We start from the raw sequence: 20,477 nt of genomic DNA on the forward strand, positions 1-20,477 counted from the left end.
CCATGATCATTGAACTTGACGATATACGCAGACGCTTTGCGCGGTTCCTGGTTATCTTCTTTTGGCTTCACGTACCGCTATTCGCAGCGATTGCTTATGCAACAGGAATCTCTGTTATCGGCGGCGCTCTTGCAGCCGCTTTTCTTGCAATCTGCTACAATTTAATGTGGCTGCGCTCAGACATTGCACCAGCGACGCGTTTTCTTTCTGCAGTTGCACTGGTAGCAGAGCCAGCAGTCCTTCTCTATCTCTTGCGTGGCCATATCTGGCAGATGGACATGCATATGTACTTTTTTGCCATGCTTGCACTGACAATTGGATGGTGTGACCGGCGCGCAACCATCATTGCAGCTATCGCGATTGCGTTACACCACCTCGCGCTCGACTACATGCTACCATCGTTTGTATTCCCGACCGGCAGCGATATCCGCCGCGTTATGATCCACGCAGTTATTGTCGCCTTGGAAGCTGCGGTACTTGTCTGGTTTAGCGACATGCTTGTTGATTGCGTTAACAGCATCAGCAAAATGCGCGATGAAATCATGGTGAAAAATGCCGAGATTGAAGAGCGCTCTGCACAGGTTGAGCAGGCCTATAAAGCCAAAGGTATGTTTCTGGCCAATATGAGCCATGAAATCCGTACGCCGCTGAATGCAATCCTGGGCTTCTGCCATCTTATGCAGCGTACAGACATGACAGAACGTCAACGCGATTATCTAAACAAAATTAATGGTGCGAGCGGCTCACTGCTTCGACTGATCAATGACATTCTTGATTTTTCAAAGAATGACGCGGGCAAACTCACGCTGGAGAATCGACCTTTCGAGTTACGGGCACTTTTTGATCGCAAAATGCAGATCACCAGTGCTGAAGCCCGTACAAAGAATGTTTCTGTCAGCCTGCATATTGATGAAGGGGTACCAGAGCGTCTTGTCGGTGATGAGATGCGGCTCGGACAAGTTCTTCTCAACTTGATGACGAACGCCATAAAGTTCAGCGAGAACGGCTCTGTAATTTTACGTGTGAGTGGAAAGACAACGGACGCAGACCATTACATGCTCCAGATCACAGTTGCCGATACCGGTATCGGCATGTCTGAAGAGCAGCAATCGAAACTCTTTAACTCGTTCTCTCAGGCAGATAATTCTACTACCCGTCGTTTTGGCGGCACAGGACTTGGTCTGGTTATCAGCAAACAGATTGCTACACAGATGGGCGGGGGCATCACGGTTAACAGTGCGCCTGGAAAAGGCAGTATCTTCACCGTAACGGCAAAGTTTGGAAATGTGGATCGTAGCCATTCCATCATAGAAAGACCGCTACCACACATCCAGAAGTTGCGGGTGTTGGTAGCGGATGATAATCCGGCATCCCGTGAAATATTGCAGGGAATTTTCGCTGATTGGTCAATTACCGTCGACCTCGTGGCGTCGGGCAATGAAGTTATTGGTGCGCTTGAAACCGCTTTTCAGCGTGGTAAACCCTATGATCTTCTTCTTCTCGACTGGAAGATGCCAGGCATGGATGGTATGGAAACCGTCACCAGCCTTTATGCAAATGCGAAGCTGACAAAGCTTCCTGAAATCGTGCTTATCACCGCTTATGGAAGCGACGAATTTAAAGCTAAAGCCTCGCGTGCAGGAATCGCGGCTTATCTGCCCAAGCCGATAGAAGCTCAACAGATACTCGATACATTGAACGTCATATTCCCTCTCGCAAACGAAACCGCAGCATCTACAGATAGCTTTGGAATGATTGCACCTGCTCTCAGAGGCGAACATATCCTCCTTGTCGAAGACAATGCGATAAATCGTGAAATCGCATACCAACTTCTGAGCGATGCCGGTCTCGAGGTCGACACTGCTGAAAACGGTCGCCTAGCTTGTGAAGCTATTGACCGTGCAGGAGATCATTACGCGGCAGTCTTGATGGATGTTCAGATGCCGGAAATGGACGGACTAGAGGCAACGCGTCACATTCGACGTCAGCGTTCCGCTGAAGCTTTACCCATTATTGCATTGACAGCGCATGCTTATGAAGAAGAAAGGCGCCGATGTGCCGAAGCAGGTATGAACGATCATATCGCAAAACCTATTGACCCAAGCGTACTAATAGGAACGCTTGAACGCTGGATGAAGCCACGTCGCCCGCAATCCTCCGGTTTACTTGTCGCGGAAAGCAAGCCGGAAACGGTACCGTCTGAGCTTCCAGAACGGTTGCCACCCTTCGATCTTGCACGTGCACTCGTTCGTGTAAATGGAAAAAAATCTCTGCTACGACGCCTTATCATCAGTTTCCATGATGACTTCTACAATATTATTGAGGCACTCAAAGACCAAATCGCCGCAGGCGACCTTACTGGCGCTCGTCGCCTTGCTCATACATTGAAAGGCGTGGCGGCATCGCTTGAACTCTCGGAAGTTTCTCGCATTTCGGCTGAAGTAGAGTTGGCAATCGCCAATGAACAGATCGTGGGTATAGAGCCAACACTCATCGCGCTGGATACAGCATTGAAACCTGCACTAGCAGCTGCGGAGAGCATCAAGGATCAAAAGCCAAATACCGTAAAACAGGTAGATATTAGTATATCACAGTCCGACATAAATGCCGCTGTGTTATCTTTGAGAGATCACCTCAACCGTCGAAGCATGCGAGCGCGTAGCAGTTACGATACTTTAGTACAGCTATTCGGTTCATTATCAGATGGCGATGCACAAGCTCAGGCTTTGGCCAATATAAAATCAGCGCTCGATAAGCTCGATTACAAAACGGCATTGCGCAATCTAGACGCAATTTTCCCTGAACAGACAAATCCACCAGAGAGATAAATTCACAGCAGTTAACACCAGAAAAACAAAAACAGCCGTGGTGAACCACAGCATAGTTAAGATCACCGGAGCATAATAATGCCAAATCGTGCAACCGTAATGATCGTCGATGATGAAGTATCAAACATCGAAATCATGAACGCGGTGCTTGAAGATTATTACGAAATCTCTTTTGCAACATCGGGTGAACAAGCGCTCGAAGTTGCTCGCTCAGTTCTGCCTGATCTCATATTGCTTGATGTCATGATGCCAGGCATCGATGGCTATGAAGTCTGCTCGCGGATTAAAAATGATCGCCTTCTTGCGGATGTGCCTGTCATTTTCACTACGGGGCTTGATGATCAGGACGCGGAAGTACGCGGTTTGTCTCTTGGCGCTATCGACTATGTAACCAAACCAATCAATCCAATCGTCTTACGCGCGCGCGTTGCCAATCATATAGAACTTAAACGCTTGCGCGACCAACTGGCCCAAATGGCCGTCACAGATGCATTGACTGGCCTAAGCAATCGAAGGCAGTTGGAAGTTACGCTGGAGGCCGAAATATCGCGTCTGACACCGACAGAAGCTTGGCTCTCGGTCATCATGCTGGATATCGACTTCTTCAAGCTGTTTAACGATACTTACGGTCACCCGGAAGGCGACCGTTGCATCGCGATGGTTGCGGCTGCCCTCACCCGTGCAGTCCACAAGGTCTCTGGAATGACTGCCCGTTATGGCGGCGAGGAGTTCGCATGCGTATTGCCAGGAGCAAACCCAGAGAAGGCCATGGACACAGCACGTGAAATCCAGCACCAAATTCAGTCTTTAAACATTCCGCACAAAGGTTCCGAAATCAGTACCAGCGTTACCGTCAGCATTGGCATTGCATCTGCCCAAACCCAACCGGGAATGGGAGGGGCCTTGTGGCTTCAACATGCGGACCACCAGCTTTATTCAAGCAAGAAAAGCGGACGCAATCAAATCGCACTAACCGATTTTTCGGCATCTGAAAGCATTATCAATAAAATACCTTAGTCACGACTAGAGCGCATCCCGAAAAGTGTGAAACGGTTTTCGGAACAAGATGCGCTCAGAAAACAAAGAGATAGAGCACTTCGAATTATTCAATGAAAACTGGAAACGCTCTAATGGAAATCGAGATGCGCTTTGAGCGGCATATCGTCATGAATAGACACTGTCTGTCGCTCTATCATACGATGTACAACTGGCGGCGCATCGCCTTTATGGAGAGCGATAAGCCTTTCTGATACTTCGGCATCCGACTGCGTGCGTCGCTGATTATGACGCACATATTCCACCCATGTCGGAACATGATAACTTTCGGTCCACGTTTCAGGGTTCTCTAAGTCACGCAACAATGCCCATTGACGCGCTCCATCTCGAATCCTAATTCGTCTTCTTAAAGCCATTGCAGCGAGGAAAGCCTGAACGTCTTCCTGAGCAATTTTATAATCAACCATAATCATAATCGGACCACTTCGGGAGCGTAAATCCAGACGTAACTGTGGCTCGCTGAAGCGATTAAGCGGATCAAGATTAAGCGATTCAAAATCGGGTTGTGGCAGCAAAAAACCAACTAGTGCCCCAAACACCAAAAAGCAGGCTGCAGCCAGCAACGCGCCAGACACACCAAATTCATCAGCAACAGAGCCCCATAACCAACTACCTGCAGCCATGCCTCCAAACGTCGCTGTCTGATAAAGTGCCAACGCTCTCCCTACCACCCATCGCGGTGTTGAAAGCTGCACAGTCACGTTAAAGAGGGATAGTGCCAGAACCCAAGACATCCCCGCTGGCATTAGAAACATGCAGCTTAACCAGACCGTGTGACTGATCGAAAGAAGCGAACAACTCACAGCAAAAGCTACGAATGCTATGCGCACCAACCACTCATTACCAAGCAGTTCACGCAAGTGTGCACTGGAGAGTGCACCGCCGATTGCGCCGATGCCGAAAAAGCCAAGCATTATGCCATAAGTAAGCGCCGTGCCTTGTACAAGGTCGCGGGCAACCAGAGGCAAAAGTGCAAGAATAACGATTGCGGACAAACCAAACAGAAAGCCGCGAAACATCACCTTCAATAGATTTGGCGACATGGCAACATAGCGCAACCCAGCCACCATTGCGGGCCCCAAAGATTCTCGCGGTAAAGTCGATTTAGCTATTTGTGGCTGCCAACGCCAAAGTGCGAGAATAAGTGCACAATAGCTGAAAGCATTAAAAATAAACGCAAATGCGGCGCCAGCTGCTGCAACAATGGCACCACCAATTGCAGGACCTATACTGCGCATCAGGTTGAAACTCATAGAATTAAGTGCAACCGCAGCCGGTAGGTCTGTTCTCGGTACAATATCCCCCATTGAAGCCTGCCAAGAAGGATTGTGCAATGCGCCCCCACAGCCAATCAGGAATGTGAACCCAAGTAGCATCCATGGCGTTAAGACATTGAGATAAGCGCAGGCCGCCAGCGCTGCAGAAATGACGAGCAACATGATTTGAGCCGCCAGCATAATTCGCCGACGATCGAAATTATCAGCAAGCGCTCCAGCCGCAACGGAGAAAATCATAACCGGAAGTGTCGTTGAAGCCTGCACCAACGCAACCATGTCATCTGAATGCGCAATGGTCGCCATCATCCAGCCCGCGCCAACTGTTTGTACAAGACCACCAAGGTTTGAAAACAGAGTTGCAGACCAGAGAGCACGAAAGGTCCCATATTGGAATGGAGCCAGAGGGGAATTTCGTTGCGGCATTCGGACGAACCTCCCTATTCATCCGTCATTCGGGAGCGTTTCGATCATGCTGAATCAGATCAACATATTAGAGCATTTCTAGTTTAGAATGAAACAATAGAAATTATCTATCTCTTTGTTTTTTACGCGCATCTTGTTCCAAAAACCCTTTCACACCTTTCGGGATGCGTTCTAGCTTGCACAGGAAATAGGGATGGATTTTATGCCCTGGTGCTGGCTTCGAAGTGTTTGGTCGACGGTAAATCGTCTCGATGCTCATCTTCTTTATTAGAGTAGCGACATGGAGTGCCCAACCTCAAGCCCTTCTCCTTTCAAAAGCCCCTGCAACGTCCGATTTCCGCGAATGGATATTCCAGATGCAATTCATCGATCTGCCGCCTCAGTGCCAGATCGCCATCCGAGGCAGCGTGCGGTGAATAGTAGACACGGCTACGGCTGCCCCCCGGAGCTTTGCCTGTCGTGCGACCGAAAGCTTGTGAGCGCGGTCGATCATTTCCTTGCGCCCAGAAATCCCGCCTTGGTCTCGTCGCCGAAAACACCGATCACTCCCTCAAGAAGCTGATATTTCCATTGCAATATTGGGCTCGCGTGCACGTCAAACTGCTGGGATAATTCCACTGGCGTATGCTCGCCTTGCAGCGCAGCAAGCGCAACTTGCCTTGAAAGCTGGGCTATGGTTTTGGCGTTGTCGTCTCGTCATGGTATCGCCCGTTTCCAGCATCTAAGCCGAAGTCAGGCAGAATTTCCACTTAGCCTAGTTGGGCAGATTTCCCGAGCCGCTTCGGTGAGCGTTGGGTAACTATCACCAGCCTAAAAATGTAACTGCAAAAACTAAGCCGCATTTCGCGCTTTAAACCGAGCTATAGCTGTATTGATAATGAGATTAATCGCATCCTGGCGATCAAAATCGAGTTCAACATCAAGAATAACAAGCTCTCGCGCGAATGACCTTGGCAAATTTTGCGTCGTTATCAAACGTACCTGATCCTTCGCCGTCGTGATCAGACTGACCCCTAAGTGCCTGGCTCTATCTCTTAATTCTTCGATATCAGCAGCGGTATAGGGATAATGATCGGGGAAGGTTCGAGTTTCGACAATCTCTCCACCTGCCTGCCGGACGCTCGCAAAAAACTTGGTCGGATTGCCAATTCCTGCAAAGGGCAGCCAGCGATTGCCTGCAACTTCCGCCAATGATGAAGGTATCAACTGCGCGTCGTAGACGGGACGCCCGGCCCGCGATGCCTGTCGCACCACATAATCCGCTTCACTTCCCTTGCCGATACGCAAAAGTGCATCGGTTTTGCGCATCTGGTCAGTCAACGGTGCACGCAACGGCCCTGCCGGAATAACCTTCCCGTTACCGATGCCCCGCGTAGAATCAACCACCAGCAGTGCAAAATCGGTATGCAACCGTGCGCTTTGAAAACCATCATCCATAATGATGAAATCACAGCCGCATGCCAGCAATGCCTGCGCTGATTTAAGCCGGTCGGGGCAGAGTGCAACTGGTGCATGACGGGCAAGCAAAAGCGGCTCATCACCAACATGACGAGCACTATCGTTTGACGGGTCGACAATATGAAGCCCTTTGTAATCGCCGCCATAGCCGCGCGAGACGATGCCGGGAGCGAGGCCGCGTTCTTTCGCAGCTTTTGCAAATGCGATTGCAGTGGGCGTTTTGCCCGCACCGCCGACCGTGAAATTACCGATACACAGAACGGGAGCGGCGATCTTTGGTGGTTCTGCGTTGAGAAGCCTGCGACCCGCGACAGCCCCGTAAACCCACGAAAGCGGTGTGAGACTATGCGCACGCCAGTCGGGTTTCCCCCACCAGAAGGGCGGTGCCTCGCTCGCCATGCTCAGATGCCGCCATGGATGAAAGCCGCTTCATTGCGATTTCCCGGCAATTGCGCTTGCAGCACCAATGGCTGAATGAACGGCTCAAGCGAATTGAGCGTGCGGTTAAGCGCACCGCGCATATCTTTAACCGTATCAGCACCCGCACGGATCATCGTTTTCAGGTGCTCGGGATTGTTAAACAAAAAATTAATCGCGCCTGCCAGCATATTGCGATCTTTCACAACACGCGCGCCACCATTCTTGATGAGACGCTGGAAAGAATCCCGGAAGTTTTGAACATTCTTGCCAGTAAGAACAGCAGTCCCCATCATCGCCGGTTCCAGCGGATTGTGACCGCCTTCTTTGGTCAACGAATTGCCGATGAAAGCAACTTCGGTGAGTTGCAAATAAAGACCCATTTCGCCAATCGTATCACCCAGCAGAACATCGGTATCCGCTTCGATCACATCGCCACGGCTGCGCGCTGCAACCTTTAAGCCCTTTTCGGCGAGCATGGCTTCAATAGCGGGTGCGCGGTTGGGATGACGCGGAACAATGATTGTTACGAGACGCGGATAGCGCACTTTCAGCATTTGGTGCACTTCGGCAGCAATTTCTTCTTCACCGTCATGCGTCGAAATAGCGGCCCAGGTACGACGCCCACCAATCTGTTGCTGAAGCGCGGCCAGTGCCTGCGGGTCAGCTGGAGCAGGCGCTGTATCAACCTTGAGATTACCGGAAACGCTGACAGGCCGTGCACCGAGGGTGCGGAAGCGCTCTCCATCAAGTTCCGATTGCGCAATCACATGCGCGAAATTTTCAAACAGTGCCTCGGCCAATTCAGGTCGCTTCTGCCATGAGGCAAACGAACGGTCGGAAAGGCGACCATTAACGAGAACCTGCGGAATATGCCGTGTGCCAAGCGAAAGCACTGTTGCTGGCCAGATTTCAGATTCGCAGCCAATGACCAGATCAGGCTTCCAGTGATCGAGAAAATTATTGACTGCCGGTTGCAGATCAAGCGGCGCATATTGATGAATGACCTGATCACCGAGCTGATCCGCGACGAGTTTGGCAGAGGTTACTGTCCCGGTCGTCATAACAATATGGATACCAGTCGCAGCAATGCTTTCGATCAGCGGGGCCATCGCCACCGATTCACCCACACTGGCAGCATGCGCCCAGATCACCGGACCCTGCGGACGAGCGATAGAGGTCTTGCCATAGCGTTCGCCGCGCCGTGCGCGCTCCTCCTTGCCACGCGAGGCCCGATAGGAAATGTAAGTCCCAATAAAGGGATAAGCGGCAGAGCCGAGCATGCGATAGGCCGACAACATGTTTCGCGCCCACCGTTCACTCATTTACCTGCCTCCAATGCAGCATAGGCTCTATGTGTCGCGTCATTCAGCTGTCGCGTCAGTTCCATGCGCTTTTCTTCCAGTTGTGCCTCATCGGCATTTTCATCCACCCAGACAGGCTCTCCGCACACAATCATCGAGCGCCCGAACGGTAAAGGAATAGTCGTTTTATCCCATGTCTTATGCAAAACATGATTCCGCGAAAAAGCATATGCAAAAGGCATTATTGGTCGGCCGGAAAGCTTGGCCAGCAAAATAATACCCTCGCCCGCCTCCCGCGCCGTGCCATGAGCAATATCGGCAATCATCGATGCCGATTGTCCCTTTTTCAGCGCATTTTTCAATGTCAGAAGTGCGCGTGCACCACCTTTTTTCGCTGAATTTCCTTCACCGCGTCCGCCAGAACCGCGAACGGTGATAAAGCCAAATTTTTCAGCAATACGCGCGTTCAGCTCTGCATCTGCACTGCGCGAAAACATGGCAACCACAGCCAAATCAAGCGGCCGCACGACCGGCGCCATAATATGCTGACCATGCCAGAAAGTTATGATCGAAGGGCTATTCTCGCGCAAAAGAACCTTAATATCCGCAGAGCCTTTGCACAGCGGATTGGTCAGGCGCACGAACTTCAAATAGCCTGAAATTAACTGCACCAGCGCAGATTTAACCACAGCAGAACGCGCAAGCGGGCCGCGAATGCGGCGCCACAAGCGCTTAGCAAAGCCATCAGAACGATCACGCGAACCAGACAAGCGTTTATTCCGCTTTCAGATCAACGCCTTCCGGGTCGAGCAGACGGTGCAGATGCACGATGAAATAGCGCATATGCGCGTTATCAACAGTCTGCTGTGCCTTGGATTTCCATGCAGTCTTGGCCGATTCATAGTCCGGATAGATTCCGACAACATCGAGATTATCGAGATCACGGAACTGAACGGTTCCAAGCTTTGTCAACTCACCGCCAAACACCAGATGAAGAAGCTGCTTCTTGTTGCCTTCGACGCTCATTATAATATCCCTTGAAACTAAATCGTTTGCGGCATGATTAGCTCAATGGCCAATCGGCTACAACACTCAACATTTCCTGCAAAAGGTTTCCACTCGATGCCACCAATGCTCCGTGTTGCAACGTTGGTCCACCATAGTGAAGCGGCTGAGCATCGTGATTGAGCAACGCCCCGCCCGACTCACTTAAGATCAGATCAGCTGCAGCCAAGTCCCAATCATGCGAATTTGGCCGAATGAAGGTGCCAGCAATATCGCCGCGTGCCACCATTGCAATCCGGTAAGCAAGCGATGGCACATAAGGATGGACGATCACGCGGTCGCGCCAGCCTTCCGGCAGTACATCCACCATACGTTTTGCCGAGGCCATCGAGATTTTCTCGCCCGGAGGCGGCAAGCGCGTCTGGATTGGCAATCCATTTTGCGATGCACCAAAGCCTTTGCCAGCTTCAATAACTTCGTTCAGCACCGGGCATTGCAGCACCCCGGCAATTGGTTTGCCATCTTCGACAATTGCGAGACTTACGCACCATTGAGACTGACCATGAATGAAACCGCGTGTTCCATCAATGGGGTCAATCACAAAAGAACGGCGACGCACCGCATCGGCACGATCATCTGTTGTTTCCTCCGAAATCCAGCCATAGTCAGGCCGTGCTTCGAGCAAAACCTGCTTCAAATAGGTATCGACCGCGAAATCGGCTTCGCTAACCGGCGACTGACCTTCTTTGAACCAAACCTCCGGCGACTGGCCGAAATACCGCATGGCAATGCGGCCTGCCTCACGCGCTGCATGACGCAGAAGTTCAAGTTCGTTCTGAATGTCTTTTCGCTTCTCAATTTCCGGCAAGGGTCATGCCTTCAATCACGAGTGTCGGGGCGGTCATGCCAAAGTTCCGGTCAATATCAGAAGCAGGCGTCATGTTGAGGAACATATCTTTCAGATTGGACGCAATGGTTACCTCGCTCACCGGATAAGCCAGCTCACCGTTTTCGATCCAGAAACCCGATGCGCCACGGCTATATTGTCCGGTGATCATATCGACGCCCTGACCGAAGACTTCCGTCACGTAAAAGCCGGTGCCAAGCGCACGAATGAGCGCTTCCGGTGTCTCAAGACCCGGCTCAATCGCAAAATTGGTTGAGGCAGGCGATACGCCAGAACCCGAACGCACACCGCGCCCATTGCCAACAAGACCAAGTTCACGTGCGCTCGACCCGGACAGCAACCAATGTGCGAGTACACCATTCTCAACCATTGTGAGCGGCTGACCTTCAATGCCCTCGCCATCAAACGGACGTGACGATGATCCACGAATGCGCAAAGGATTATCGGTGACATTGATGCCTGATTTCAGAATCTGCTTGCCAAGACTATCGCGTAAGAAACTCGTCTTGCGCGCAACAGACGCGCCATTGATCGCACTTGCAAGATGCCCTGCAATACCGCGCGCCAAACGCCGATCGAACACGACATTGACTGACCCTGTCTTGGCTTGGCGCGCGCCAAGACGACGAACAGCACGTTCGCCAGCACGACGACCAATATTTTCCGGCGTATCGAGATCAGCGAAATGCAGACGCGAACTGAAATCATAATCGCGCTCCATCTTCGTGCCCTCGCCCGCAATAGCAGACACCGAGCGACCAAAACGCGTTGCCGCATATTCGCCAGAGAAACCAGACGATGTGACAAGCACGAGACCGCCCATGCTGCGCGATGCGCCTGCGCCACCCGAATTGGTCACGCCCGCGACCGCACGCGCGGCCTCTTCTGTCGCTAGCGCATCGGCTGTCAGCCGTGCCGTATCAATTTCAATCGCGTCAAAAAGATCGAGATCACGCGGCTGCTTCGCCAGCAGATCAGGATCGGCCAATTGCTCAAACGGATCTTCCGGTGCAACACGCGCCATGGCCACGGCACGCTCTGCCAATTGATCCGGATTGCTGCCTGCATTTGCCGAAACACTGGCAATGCGGCGACCGACGAAAACCCGCAGAGAAAAATCATCGCTTTCGGACGATTCGGTTCCCTCAACCTTACCAAGCCGGACCGAGACACTCACCGAGCGGGCACGGATCACAACTGCGTCAGCATGATCAGCTCCGGCGCGCTTTGCAGCAGCCACCAGCTGTGCCGCGCGATCAACAAGTTTACCCGATGAATTGTCTGAAATCATTGTATAATCCAAGATTGAAATTAACGTGAGCTCCAATAAGAAACCACGCTATGTAACCAGCCGTAATCGGAATTTGCAAAAAACTTATGTCAAATTATTCGACATCGGACTGATTAGAGACATATCGTGTTTCTATATTGCTGAAATCCGATGGCTTCAAGGGAAGCCCTCACATTCTTCGAATTCCAAGAGCATATCATGGTCCCAACTGGCGGAAGTCTCTACTTACAAGCGCTGATGATTCTGGGCGGCGCGATTATCGCGGCTCCGCTGTTCAAACGGCTCGGCCTTGGGACTGTTCTCGGCTATCTCGCAGCGGGCATTGTGATCGGTCCGGTGGCACGGCTCATTTCGGATGGCGAAGATCTGCTGCATTTCTCAGAGCTTGGCGTCGTTTTCCTGCTATTCGTCATCGGGCTTGAATTAAAGCCTTCGCGTCTGTGGGCTTTGCGTCATGCAATTTTTGGTCTTGGTGCTGCGCAAGTCATACTCACAGGGTCCGCCCTTGCCGCACTCGGCATCTACCTTGCAGGTTTGACCACTGAAGCGGCGATCATAATCGGCTTTGGTCTTGCCCTGTCATCGACAGCCTTTGCCATGCAAGTGTTGGAAGATCGTGCAGAAACCAACCAGAAGCATGGACAGCGCGCTTTTGCGATTCTGTTGTTTCAGGATCTCGCAATCGTGCCAATTCTGGCAATCATTCCAGCACTTTCCCCCAATGAGCCATCCCAAGCTAGCGCCGGGTTTCACCTTGCAACCGCTATCGCAGCTATTGCAGCGCTTGTTATCGCGGGGCGCTATCTGATCAACCCGATGTTCCGGATCATTGCCAATACCGGCGCACGCGAGGTCATGATCGCAGCCGCCCTGTTTGTGGTGTTGGGTTCGGCAAGCCTGCTGCAAGCCGCCGGGCTTTCAATGGCCATGGGGGCATTCATTTCAGGTGTTCTGCTCGCTGAATCGTCCTATCGTCATGAGTTGGAAGCGGATATCGAACCATTCCGCGGTATCTTCCTTGGCTTGTTCTTCGTGGCTGTCGGTCTCTCGCTCAACCTCACAGTCATTCTGCAATACTGGCAGACAATCTTGATTGCCGTGCCGATCTTCATGGTCGTCAAAGCGGCAATCACCTATTTGCTCTGCCGCATCTTCCGTTCAAACCACAATGATGCGATCCGCGTAGCTTTTCTGCTACCACAAGGCGGTGAGTTCGCTTTCGTACTTTTCTCGGCAGCTGCAGCAGCGGCCGTCATTTCCAATGCGCTAAGTTCCGAGCTTGTTGCTGCCGTAACAGTCTCGATGGCTCTGACACCGCTTTCTGTAGCGATCGGCTCAAGGCTTATCATCAAAGATAAAACCGAAGACGTCATCGAAGAAAACTTCGAAGGCGCCGGAGCTGACGTTCTGATGATCGGCTTTTCGCGTTACGGACAAATTTCGGCGCAGATATTGCTTGCGGGCGGCATAGACGTGACGGTGATCGACAACTCACCCAATCGCGTTCGTGCAGCCGGGAAATTCGGTTTTCGGATTTATTTTGGCGATGGCACCCGCAAGGATGTGTTGGAAGCGGCAGGCATACGTAAGGCAAAGCTTGTGGCTGTCTGCACGCATAAGAAAGAAATCACCAACCGCATCGTTAACCTGATCCAGTCTGAATACCCCGATGTTCGCCTGTTTGTTCGCTCTTATGACCGTGAACACACGCTGCAACTGCGCGCACAGGGTGTGGAATATGAACTGCGGGAGACTTTTGAGTCAGGCCTATTGTTTGGTCAACGCACTTTAGAGGGTTTGGGCGTATCGGAAGCAGAAGCCTATAACATTCGCGAAGATGTGCGTCAGCGCGATGAAGATCGTCTGCATGTGCAGGCATCAGAAGGGATCATGGCGGGGCGGCACCTGCTCTTTAACAAGCCAGTAACACCGGAACCATTGGTGAAGCCTGCACGCGAAGGACAGCGTATCGACAAGGCTGGTCATGACATGGCTGAAAGCCCACCTTCACCCGCCGTTGCGGCTGAGTAAATCAGGACGTCGCGGCCGCAGACCTGCCACTCAAAACCGTATCCAGTGCCTGTTTGAGTTCTTCTCGAATGGGTGCTGTTTGCGACAGTATCTGCTCGAACTTCAAGAAATCGAGCAGGCCAATCCTTTCCACATTCGGACGCAGGAAAATATGCGGTGGACGGTTGCGAAACTTGTTCTCAATGATGGAACACATGGTGAGCTGGTTCGCCCCCATGACAGCTTCCATCGTGGTCGGCATATAGTCATCCGGCCCAACGGGCGCACCAACAACATCTATGCCGATAACAATATCAGCCTTGTCGAACAGCAAGTCGAAGGGCACAGGATTAAGCAGTCCGCCATCAACAAGAATACGCCCATCGCGACGCACCGGCCTGAAAACAGGCGGGATAGCGCAGGACGCAGCAATCGCTGAACGCAGATCACCCCGTTCAATATTGAGTTCTGTTGCCGCATGAAAGTCTGATGCTGTGATGCTCATCGGAATTTTCAGTTGCTCGACATTTTCGGGCAATGATGCGGGAAGAAAAACGTCTAATATCTTCTCAAGATTGAACTGGCTTACTCGGAAGCCACCTTTGAGAAGTTCCACCCAGCGCTCAGGCCGGGCCTGCCACATGCGACGGGCGACTTCGGAACGGCGATTGAAAATCGCCGCCATATATTCATGAATTTCAACGCCGCTCATGCCATTGGCCATGCCAGCGCCAACGATTGAGCCAATGGACGAACCAGCGATCGCCACCGGCTTAATGCCAAGTTCGTCCAGCACTTCTATAATATGGATATGCGCGATACCACGCGCACCACCGCCGCCAAAAGCGACGGCGATACGCGGTGATGTTGGTAGTGTCATATCCATAAAGCTTTTCTCTCGCCATGTACGCTTAGAGCGTGGCGCGCTTATTCGTATTCACAGCGCTCGCTCTAGCTCCTTGTTTTTACGCATGTCGTCATCGGAAAACCGGTTCCCACTTTCCCGCGACATGCTTTAGGACTGCGCAGGTCCGAAAATCAGAATTGCAGGTTCTGCTTCCAAAAGCTTTTTGGCAATAGCTTTGACCTGATCAAGCGTCACCGCATCAATCAATTCATTGCGCTTGTCGATGTAATCCCGATCAAGGTCCGCCTCCTGAAGGCCAACAAGCGTATCGGCGATCGAGATAGAGGAATCGAGATTGTTCACAGCGTAAGAGCCTTTGAGGTAGCTTTTAGCAGCAGCAAGTTCAGCCTCTGTTGGCCCGTCGCTTGCCATTTTAGCAACCTGCTCGCGAATAATCTTGAGCGATTCCTGCGCTTTTTCAGGGCGCGTAGCGGTCGAAATTGTCAGCGCCGAAGCATGATCACGCAGTGACATCGACGAAGACACTGAATAGGCAAGACCACGCTTTTCACGCACTTCCGCATAAAGACGCGACGTGAAACCACCGCCCAGAATGTGGTTCATCAAATAGGCAGCGAAAAACTCATCATCCTTGCGCGGCACAGCCGGATACACAAAGCTGATCGACGTCTGCGGCATGTCAAAGCTCAGGCTGGTTGTTGTGCCAAGCGCGAGCTTCGCATCAGGCACCGGCACCAATTCTGCAGTGGCTGGCAAATCGCCAAAGACCTCATCAAGCATTTCGCCCAGATCTTTTGCATTGATCGAGCCAACCACACCGACTGTCAGCTTGTCGCGCGCGAAATTCTTACGATGGAAATTCACCAGATCGTCGCGGGTGATTGATTGCAGAGACTTGACAGTCCCTTCATCCGGACGAGCATAGGGATGATCGCCATAAAGCACATCTGCAAATTTGCGCGATGCAATTGTCGATGGGTTACGCTGTGATGCTTCAAGGCTCGCAACGACCTGTTTGCGGATACGATCAATTGCGTCCTGATCAAAACGCGGTTTATTGACCGCGAGTGCGAGAAGATCGGTGACAGGTTTGCGGTTCTCAGCCAACATACGAATACTGCCTGAAACAGAATCCGGCGACGCCGAGAAACTCATTTCTCCGCCCAGATTATCAATGCGTTCCTGAAAGCTGTCAGAATCAAGGTCACCTGCGCCTTCATCGAAAAGCCCGGTCATCAGGTTGGCAAGACCTTCCTTACCCGATGGATCCTGTGAAGCCCCGCCCTTAAACGAAAAACGCATGGATACGAGCGGCACCGAATTATCTTCCACCAGCCAGGCTTTGATGCCTTTGGGTGAAACGACTTCCTGAATCTCGATAGCATTGGCAGGCAGGCTGACTGCCACCAGCAACAACATCGAACCCACAATGGCAGCGACGGCATTTTTCGCACGCAAAATGCTCAATACAACAACCTTACTCACTGGATTGCTCCTTCTGCGCCTTGACCAACCGCATCGCCTGCAGCGGCATTGGGATTTTCGCGGGCGTTTTCTGGCTCAGTATCGGGTGGCAGCAGATAACTGGTCACGGACTGATCTTTGACGAGATAACGGCCCGCTGCATCCTTGATCTGATCAACCGTCACCGATTTGATGAGGTCCGGCCATTTCTGAATATCTTCGATATTCTGGCCAATCGACAAGGTAGAGCCATAGATGCGGGCCATTCCAGACTGGCTATCCCGTGCAAATGTAATCGCTTTCAGAAACCGGTTTCGCGCCTGATCCAGCTCTTCCTGTGTCACACCGTCTTTAATAATCCGCGCAAGTTCAGCATCAACGGCCTTCTCTACGTCTGCCAGGGTCTTGCCATTTTGTGGCGAGCCATAGACCGAGAATGTGCCGTCATCAAGCGGATCGCCATCATAACTCGCACCCGTATTGGACGCGATGCCCTGTTTGACGATCAGTTCCTGATAAAGACGCGAACGCAGTGAACCGCCAAGAATTTCACCAAGCAAATCAAGTGCTGGGGCATCGCCCGCCTTCACATTCGGGAAACGCTTTTCATTGGCATAAGATGGCACCAGCCAAGACATACGGAATGACGGCGTACTCACCCGATCATCATGCAAGGTTACAACCCGCGCTGCGTGTTTCTGCGGCTCCTGCGGGCGCTCACGCGGCAACACATCCGCACGCTTGGGGATTTTAGCCCAGGTTTGCATGACCAAATCACGCACGCGTTCCGGTGTCACATCGCCAGCGATGACCAGGGTTGCATTGTTTGGCGTATAATATTGTTGATAGAAATCAACCGCATCCTTGAGGCTGAGTTTCTCCATTTCCTGCCGCCAGCCGATAACCGGCACGCGATAAGGATGATTATAGAACAGCACGGCATCGGTGTTTTCCATCAGCATGGCTGCGGGATTTGAATCAACCCGCATACGACGCTCTTCAAGGATCACTTCGCGCTCTGTCGTGACGGCTTCCTCATCGAGAACCAAATTGGCCATACGATCAGATTCATAGCCCATCACCATTTCCAGTGCGTCCGGTGCGACACGCTGGAAATAGGCCGTATAATCATAGGACGTGAAGGCGTTTTCCTGACCACCAATGGCTGCGATCTTCGCAGAAAACTCCCCAGCCGGATAAGTCTTGGTGCCCTTAAACATCAGATGCTCAAGAAAATGGGCAATGCCGGATTTGCCGGGCGCTTCATCAGCGGATCCCACATGATACCAGATCATCTGTGTGACGACTGGCGCACGGTGATCAGGAATGACCACAACCTTCAAACCATTTTCCAGCGTGAAGCTGCTGATGTCGTCAGATTTGCTTATTTCCGGAAGAGTTTGCGCTGGCTTCGTGGTTGCGGCTTCGGTGGATACAGCCGGAGCGGGTGTCTGCGCCTGAACAGAAACAGCTGCCAGCGGCAAAGCCAGTGCGAAACCGATTGCCGTAGACAACAATAAGCGCCGGAGTGAGGGGTTATGCACCAAACGACATCTCCAATCAGTTTTCATTTCGCCTATTCAAAAGGCCGAAATGCTTCAAAATCAATATCAAATATCATTGCCTGTCCCGTCTCCGGGGCAGGCCAATTTTTCAGCCTTGCTTCAATTGGATAAGGCGAATGATGGTGCCACCATAATTGCGCTCTTCATGCACAACGAATCGTTCATCCAGCTCAAGCGAAGCTTCAGTTTCCTCTTCAAGCACGATAAGTGCGTCAGGATTAAGCCAACCACCTTCCAGTGCTGATAAAAGTGCTTTCTCGCCCATGCGACGTCCATAAGGCGGATCAGCAAAAATCAGATCGAAAGGCTCCATTGTGCCAGCTTCACCGAGCTTACAGGCGTCACGGCGCAACACTTTTGTCTGGCCCTGCAGGCCGAAAGCTTCGATATTCTGTCGCAGAATACCGCGACCTTCCGCCGATTCTTCGACAAAAACCGCATAGCGCGCACCGCGCGAAAGGGCTTCAAGGCCCAGCGCGCCCGTACCAGCAAACAGGTCAAGAACACGACCGCCATCCACCTTTTCGGGAAAGCTGTGCGCAAGAATATTGAAGAGGCTTTCGCGGGTGCGATCCGTCGTGGGACGGATCGCATTTGTTGTGGGTGTAACGAGCGCTCGCCCGCGGAATTTACCGCCGACGATCCGCACCATTGCCTCCAGGCTTGCCACCGCGTGGCTTTCCATCATTCGACCTATTGCCGCCCGAACCGCCGCGATCTGGTCCCTTGCCGAAACCACCCGGGCCCTTTGACGGACCACGACCTTCACCGGAACGTGGTGCGCCATTGCGGGGGCCAGAAGGCTTACCGAAGCCACGGCCTTCATAACCGCCCGATGATCTTTCGCCGCCCTCCGCCTTCAGTTCAGCGCGCTCGCGCTTACCCGGACGACGCTCTTGCTTGCGGTCATCGCTGCGACCCTCTGGGCGCGGTGTGCGCGGCTCATACCGACCTTCGGAACGCCCTTCCGAACGGTTTTCAAAGCGACGCGGACGCTCTTCACGCCCCTCATCACGACGCTGCTCGCCATCGCCGAAACGGCGTGGACGTGACTGGAAGTCACCTTCACTGCGCGGACCACGATGCGGCGGACGTCCTTCCGAACGGCCCTCTGGACGGCCAGTTGGCTTATCAAAGCGACGTGGACGATCTTCACGACCTTCTTCGCGGCGCTGATCACCATCCTCGAAACGACGTGGACGCGACTTGAAATCACCATCGGAACGGCTTGCGCGCTCACCACGTGCCGTTGCGCGTGCTGCTTTTTCCGCGGCTGCTTTTTCGCCTTGTGGACGTGCACCAGACGCCATCCAGACATTCACACCGCCGCGACGACGCGGTTCAATCTTGTCGTCTTTCTTTTCTTTTGGCTTGCGGCGTTCGGGCTGACTGGAAATCCACTCGCGCTGCGGACGACGACGCTCCTCTTCCGGCTCGCGCTGTTCCATCTCACGTGCAGTACGCCCCTGAACGACCGCGTTCGAGAACTCATTGACGATTGGCGCATCAAAGTCAGCACCCGATTCTTCAACAAGCTTTTCGCCAAGCTGATCGCGCAGAATACGACCGCGAATTTCGCGCACGCCGCCTTCCTCGAGATCGCCAAGCTGGAAAGGACCGAAGGAAACACGGATCAGACGACCAACGGTCAGACCAAGCGCACCAAGAATATTCTTAACTTCGCGGTTCTTGCCTTCGCGCAAACCAATCGAGATCCAGACATTGGCACCCTGCTCGCGCTCGAGCGTCGCTTCAATGCTGCCGTAGAAAATGCCGTCGACTGCGATGCCATTTTTAAGCTCATCAAGCTGCGCCTGCGTAACCTTGCCGTGGGCGCGCACGCGGTAGCGGCGCAACCAGCCCGTTGAAGGCAGTTCAAGAACGCGCGACAGCCCACCATCATTGGTGAGCAACAACAGACCTTCGGTGTTGATATCGAGACGGCCAACAGAAAGCACACGTGGCATTTCTTCTGGCAGCGCTTCAAACACAGTCGGGCGACCTTCGGGATCGCGGTTGGTCGTCACAAGACCTGCAGGCTTGTGATAGAGCCAAAGACGTGTGCGCTCAGCCTGCTTCAGCTGCTTACCATCAACTGTGATGACATCCGTGCGCTTGACGTTAACAGCCGGTGTCGAAAGCACTTTGCCATTTACGGTGATACGGCCAGCCGCAATCATCGTCTCAGCTTCGCGACGCGAAGCGATGCCTGCACGCGCTAAGCGCTTGGCGATGCGTTCACCGCTATCTTCACTGTCCTGCCCATCACGCGGTCCAAACTTGCGCGGAGCGCGACGGTCATCGTCGCGGCGCGGCCTGTCTTCGCGGAAGCCACCTTCACGAGGCTGGTCTTCGCGAAATCCCGGACGACGCTCACCGCGTTCACCACGCGTACTGCCCGAACGTTCACCACGATCTCCGCGACCTTCGCGTCCAAATGGAGGACGTCGACCGCCCTTATTGTCGTCTTCTGTACTCATCTGATATTAGCCTCTCAGCAGCGCCGCCGTGGTGTCTCTGGCCGCTGGGGGCTGGCAAAGGACGGTCCGGTCAAGAGCGCTGTATAAATCCGTTCGCAAATCGGTTTTGATTTCGTGACTTATG

Annotated in this window: 15 protein-coding genes and 1 pseudogene; 3 read left to right on the plus strand and 13 right to left on the minus strand. The window is 52.6% G+C overall.

Features of this window, described 5'->3' with window-relative positions; all coding sequences use genetic code 11:
- Positions 1-2: 2 nt before the first annotated feature.
- Entirely contained in the window at positions 3-2,828 is a 2,826-nt protein-coding gene (locus U2P60_RS00625) for a response regulator (RefSeq protein ID WP_413570808.1), read from the plus strand.
- Between the two features lie 78 nt (positions 2,829-2,906).
- The gene (locus U2P60_RS00630; protein WP_413570809.1) at positions 2,907-3,845 is read left to right on the plus strand and encodes a diguanylate cyclase; all 939 of its coding nucleotides are present in this window, start codon (positions 2,907-2,909) and stop codon (positions 3,843-3,845) included.
- A gap of 110 nt (positions 3,846-3,955) precedes the next feature.
- Here U2P60_RS00630 and U2P60_RS00635 read toward each other — a convergent pair whose 3' ends face one another.
- The 8 genes and pseudogenes from U2P60_RS00635 to U2P60_RS00670 all read right to left on the minus strand — a co-directional run bounded on the left by U2P60_RS00635 (position 3,956) and on the right by U2P60_RS00670 (position 11,966).
- A complete protein-coding gene (locus U2P60_RS00635; RefSeq protein WP_413570810.1) occupies positions 3,956-5,584 on the minus strand; it encodes an MFS transporter in 1,629 nt (542 codons plus the stop codon).
- 172 nt (positions 5,585-5,756) lie between these two features.
- Positions 5,757-6,305, minus strand: a pseudogene (locus U2P60_RS00640) (transposase); the annotation flags it as partial.
- 110 nt (positions 6,306-6,415) lie between these two features.
- Positions 6,416-7,441, minus strand: coding sequence for a tetraacyldisaccharide 4'-kinase (gene lpxK, locus U2P60_RS00645; protein WP_413570811.1), 1,026 nt, complete (start codon positions 7,439-7,441; stop codon positions 6,416-6,418).
- A gap of 2 nt (positions 7,442-7,443) precedes the next feature.
- The gene (gene waaA, locus U2P60_RS00650; RefSeq protein ID WP_313828794.1) at positions 7,444-8,784 is read right to left on the minus strand and encodes a lipid IV(A) 3-deoxy-D-manno-octulosonic acid transferase; all 1,341 of its coding nucleotides are present in this window, start codon (positions 8,782-8,784) and stop codon (positions 7,444-7,446) included.
- Positions 8,781-9,533, minus strand: a complete 753-nt coding sequence (locus tag U2P60_RS00655) for a lysophospholipid acyltransferase family protein (RefSeq protein WP_413570812.1) — start codon at positions 9,531-9,533, stop codon at positions 8,781-8,783. Before U2P60_RS00655 ends, waaA begins: the two co-directional genes overlap by 4 nt.
- Positions 9,534-9,537: 4 nt before the next feature.
- Positions 9,538-9,789 carry a DUF4170 domain-containing protein gene (locus U2P60_RS00660; RefSeq protein WP_313828797.1) on the minus strand — a complete coding sequence of 84 codons (252 nt, stop codon included), beginning with the start codon at positions 9,787-9,789 and terminating at the stop codon, positions 9,538-9,540.
- Positions 9,790-9,826: 37 nt separating this feature from the next.
- The gene (locus tag U2P60_RS00665; protein ID WP_413570813.1) at positions 9,827-10,636 is read right to left on the minus strand and encodes a 3'(2'),5'-bisphosphate nucleotidase CysQ; all 810 of its coding nucleotides are present in this window, start codon (positions 10,634-10,636) and stop codon (positions 9,827-9,829) included.
- Positions 10,623-11,966, minus strand: coding sequence for a TldD/PmbA family protein (locus U2P60_RS00670; RefSeq protein WP_413570814.1), 1,344 nt, complete (start codon positions 11,964-11,966; stop codon positions 10,623-10,625). Before U2P60_RS00670 ends, U2P60_RS00665 begins: the two co-directional genes overlap by 14 nt.
- 198 nt (positions 11,967-12,164) lie before the next feature.
- Between U2P60_RS00670 and U2P60_RS00675 the strand changes: the two genes are divergently transcribed.
- A complete protein-coding gene (locus tag U2P60_RS00675; RefSeq protein WP_413570815.1) occupies positions 12,165-13,997 on the plus strand; it encodes a monovalent cation:proton antiporter-2 (CPA2) family protein in 1,833 nt (610 codons plus the stop codon).
- Between the two features lies 1 nt (position 13,998).
- On the opposite strand, the gene U2P60_RS00680 is transcribed toward U2P60_RS00675, so the two are convergent.
- The 5 genes from U2P60_RS00680 to U2P60_RS00700 all read right to left on the minus strand — a co-directional run bounded on the left by U2P60_RS00680 (position 13,999) and on the right by U2P60_RS00700 (position 20,353).
- Positions 13,999-14,862, minus strand: a complete 864-nt coding sequence (locus U2P60_RS00680) for a patatin-like phospholipase family protein (protein ID WP_413570816.1) — start codon at positions 14,860-14,862, stop codon at positions 13,999-14,001.
- Positions 14,863-14,991: 129 nt separating this feature from the next.
- Positions 14,992-16,263 carry a M16 family metallopeptidase gene (locus U2P60_RS00685; RefSeq protein WP_413571947.1) on the minus strand — a complete coding sequence of 424 codons (1,272 nt, stop codon included), beginning with the start codon at positions 16,261-16,263 and terminating at the stop codon, positions 14,992-14,994.
- A 62-nt stretch (positions 16,264-16,325) separates the two neighbouring features.
- Complete coding sequence (locus U2P60_RS00690) at positions 16,326-17,852, minus strand: M16 family metallopeptidase (RefSeq protein ID WP_413571949.1); 1,527 nt, start codon at positions 17,850-17,852, stop codon at positions 16,326-16,328.
- Between the two features lie 109 nt (positions 17,853-17,961).
- The gene (gene rsmD, locus U2P60_RS00695; protein ID WP_310015998.1) at positions 17,962-18,522 is read right to left on the minus strand and encodes a 16S rRNA (guanine(966)-N(2))-methyltransferase RsmD; all 561 of its coding nucleotides are present in this window, start codon (positions 18,520-18,522) and stop codon (positions 17,962-17,964) included.
- Positions 18,503-20,353 carry a pseudouridine synthase gene (locus U2P60_RS00700; RefSeq protein ID WP_413570817.1) on the minus strand — a complete coding sequence of 617 codons (1,851 nt, stop codon included), beginning with the start codon at positions 20,351-20,353 and terminating at the stop codon, positions 18,503-18,505. Before U2P60_RS00700 ends, rsmD begins: the two co-directional genes overlap by 20 nt.
- Positions 20,354-20,477: the final 124 nt, after the last annotated feature.

Origin of the sequence: Brucella sp. H1_1004 (assembly GCF_047308065.1) — a bacterium.
Lineage (GTDB): Bacteria > Pseudomonadota > Alphaproteobacteria > Rhizobiales > Rhizobiaceae > Brucella > Brucella pseudogrignonensis_B.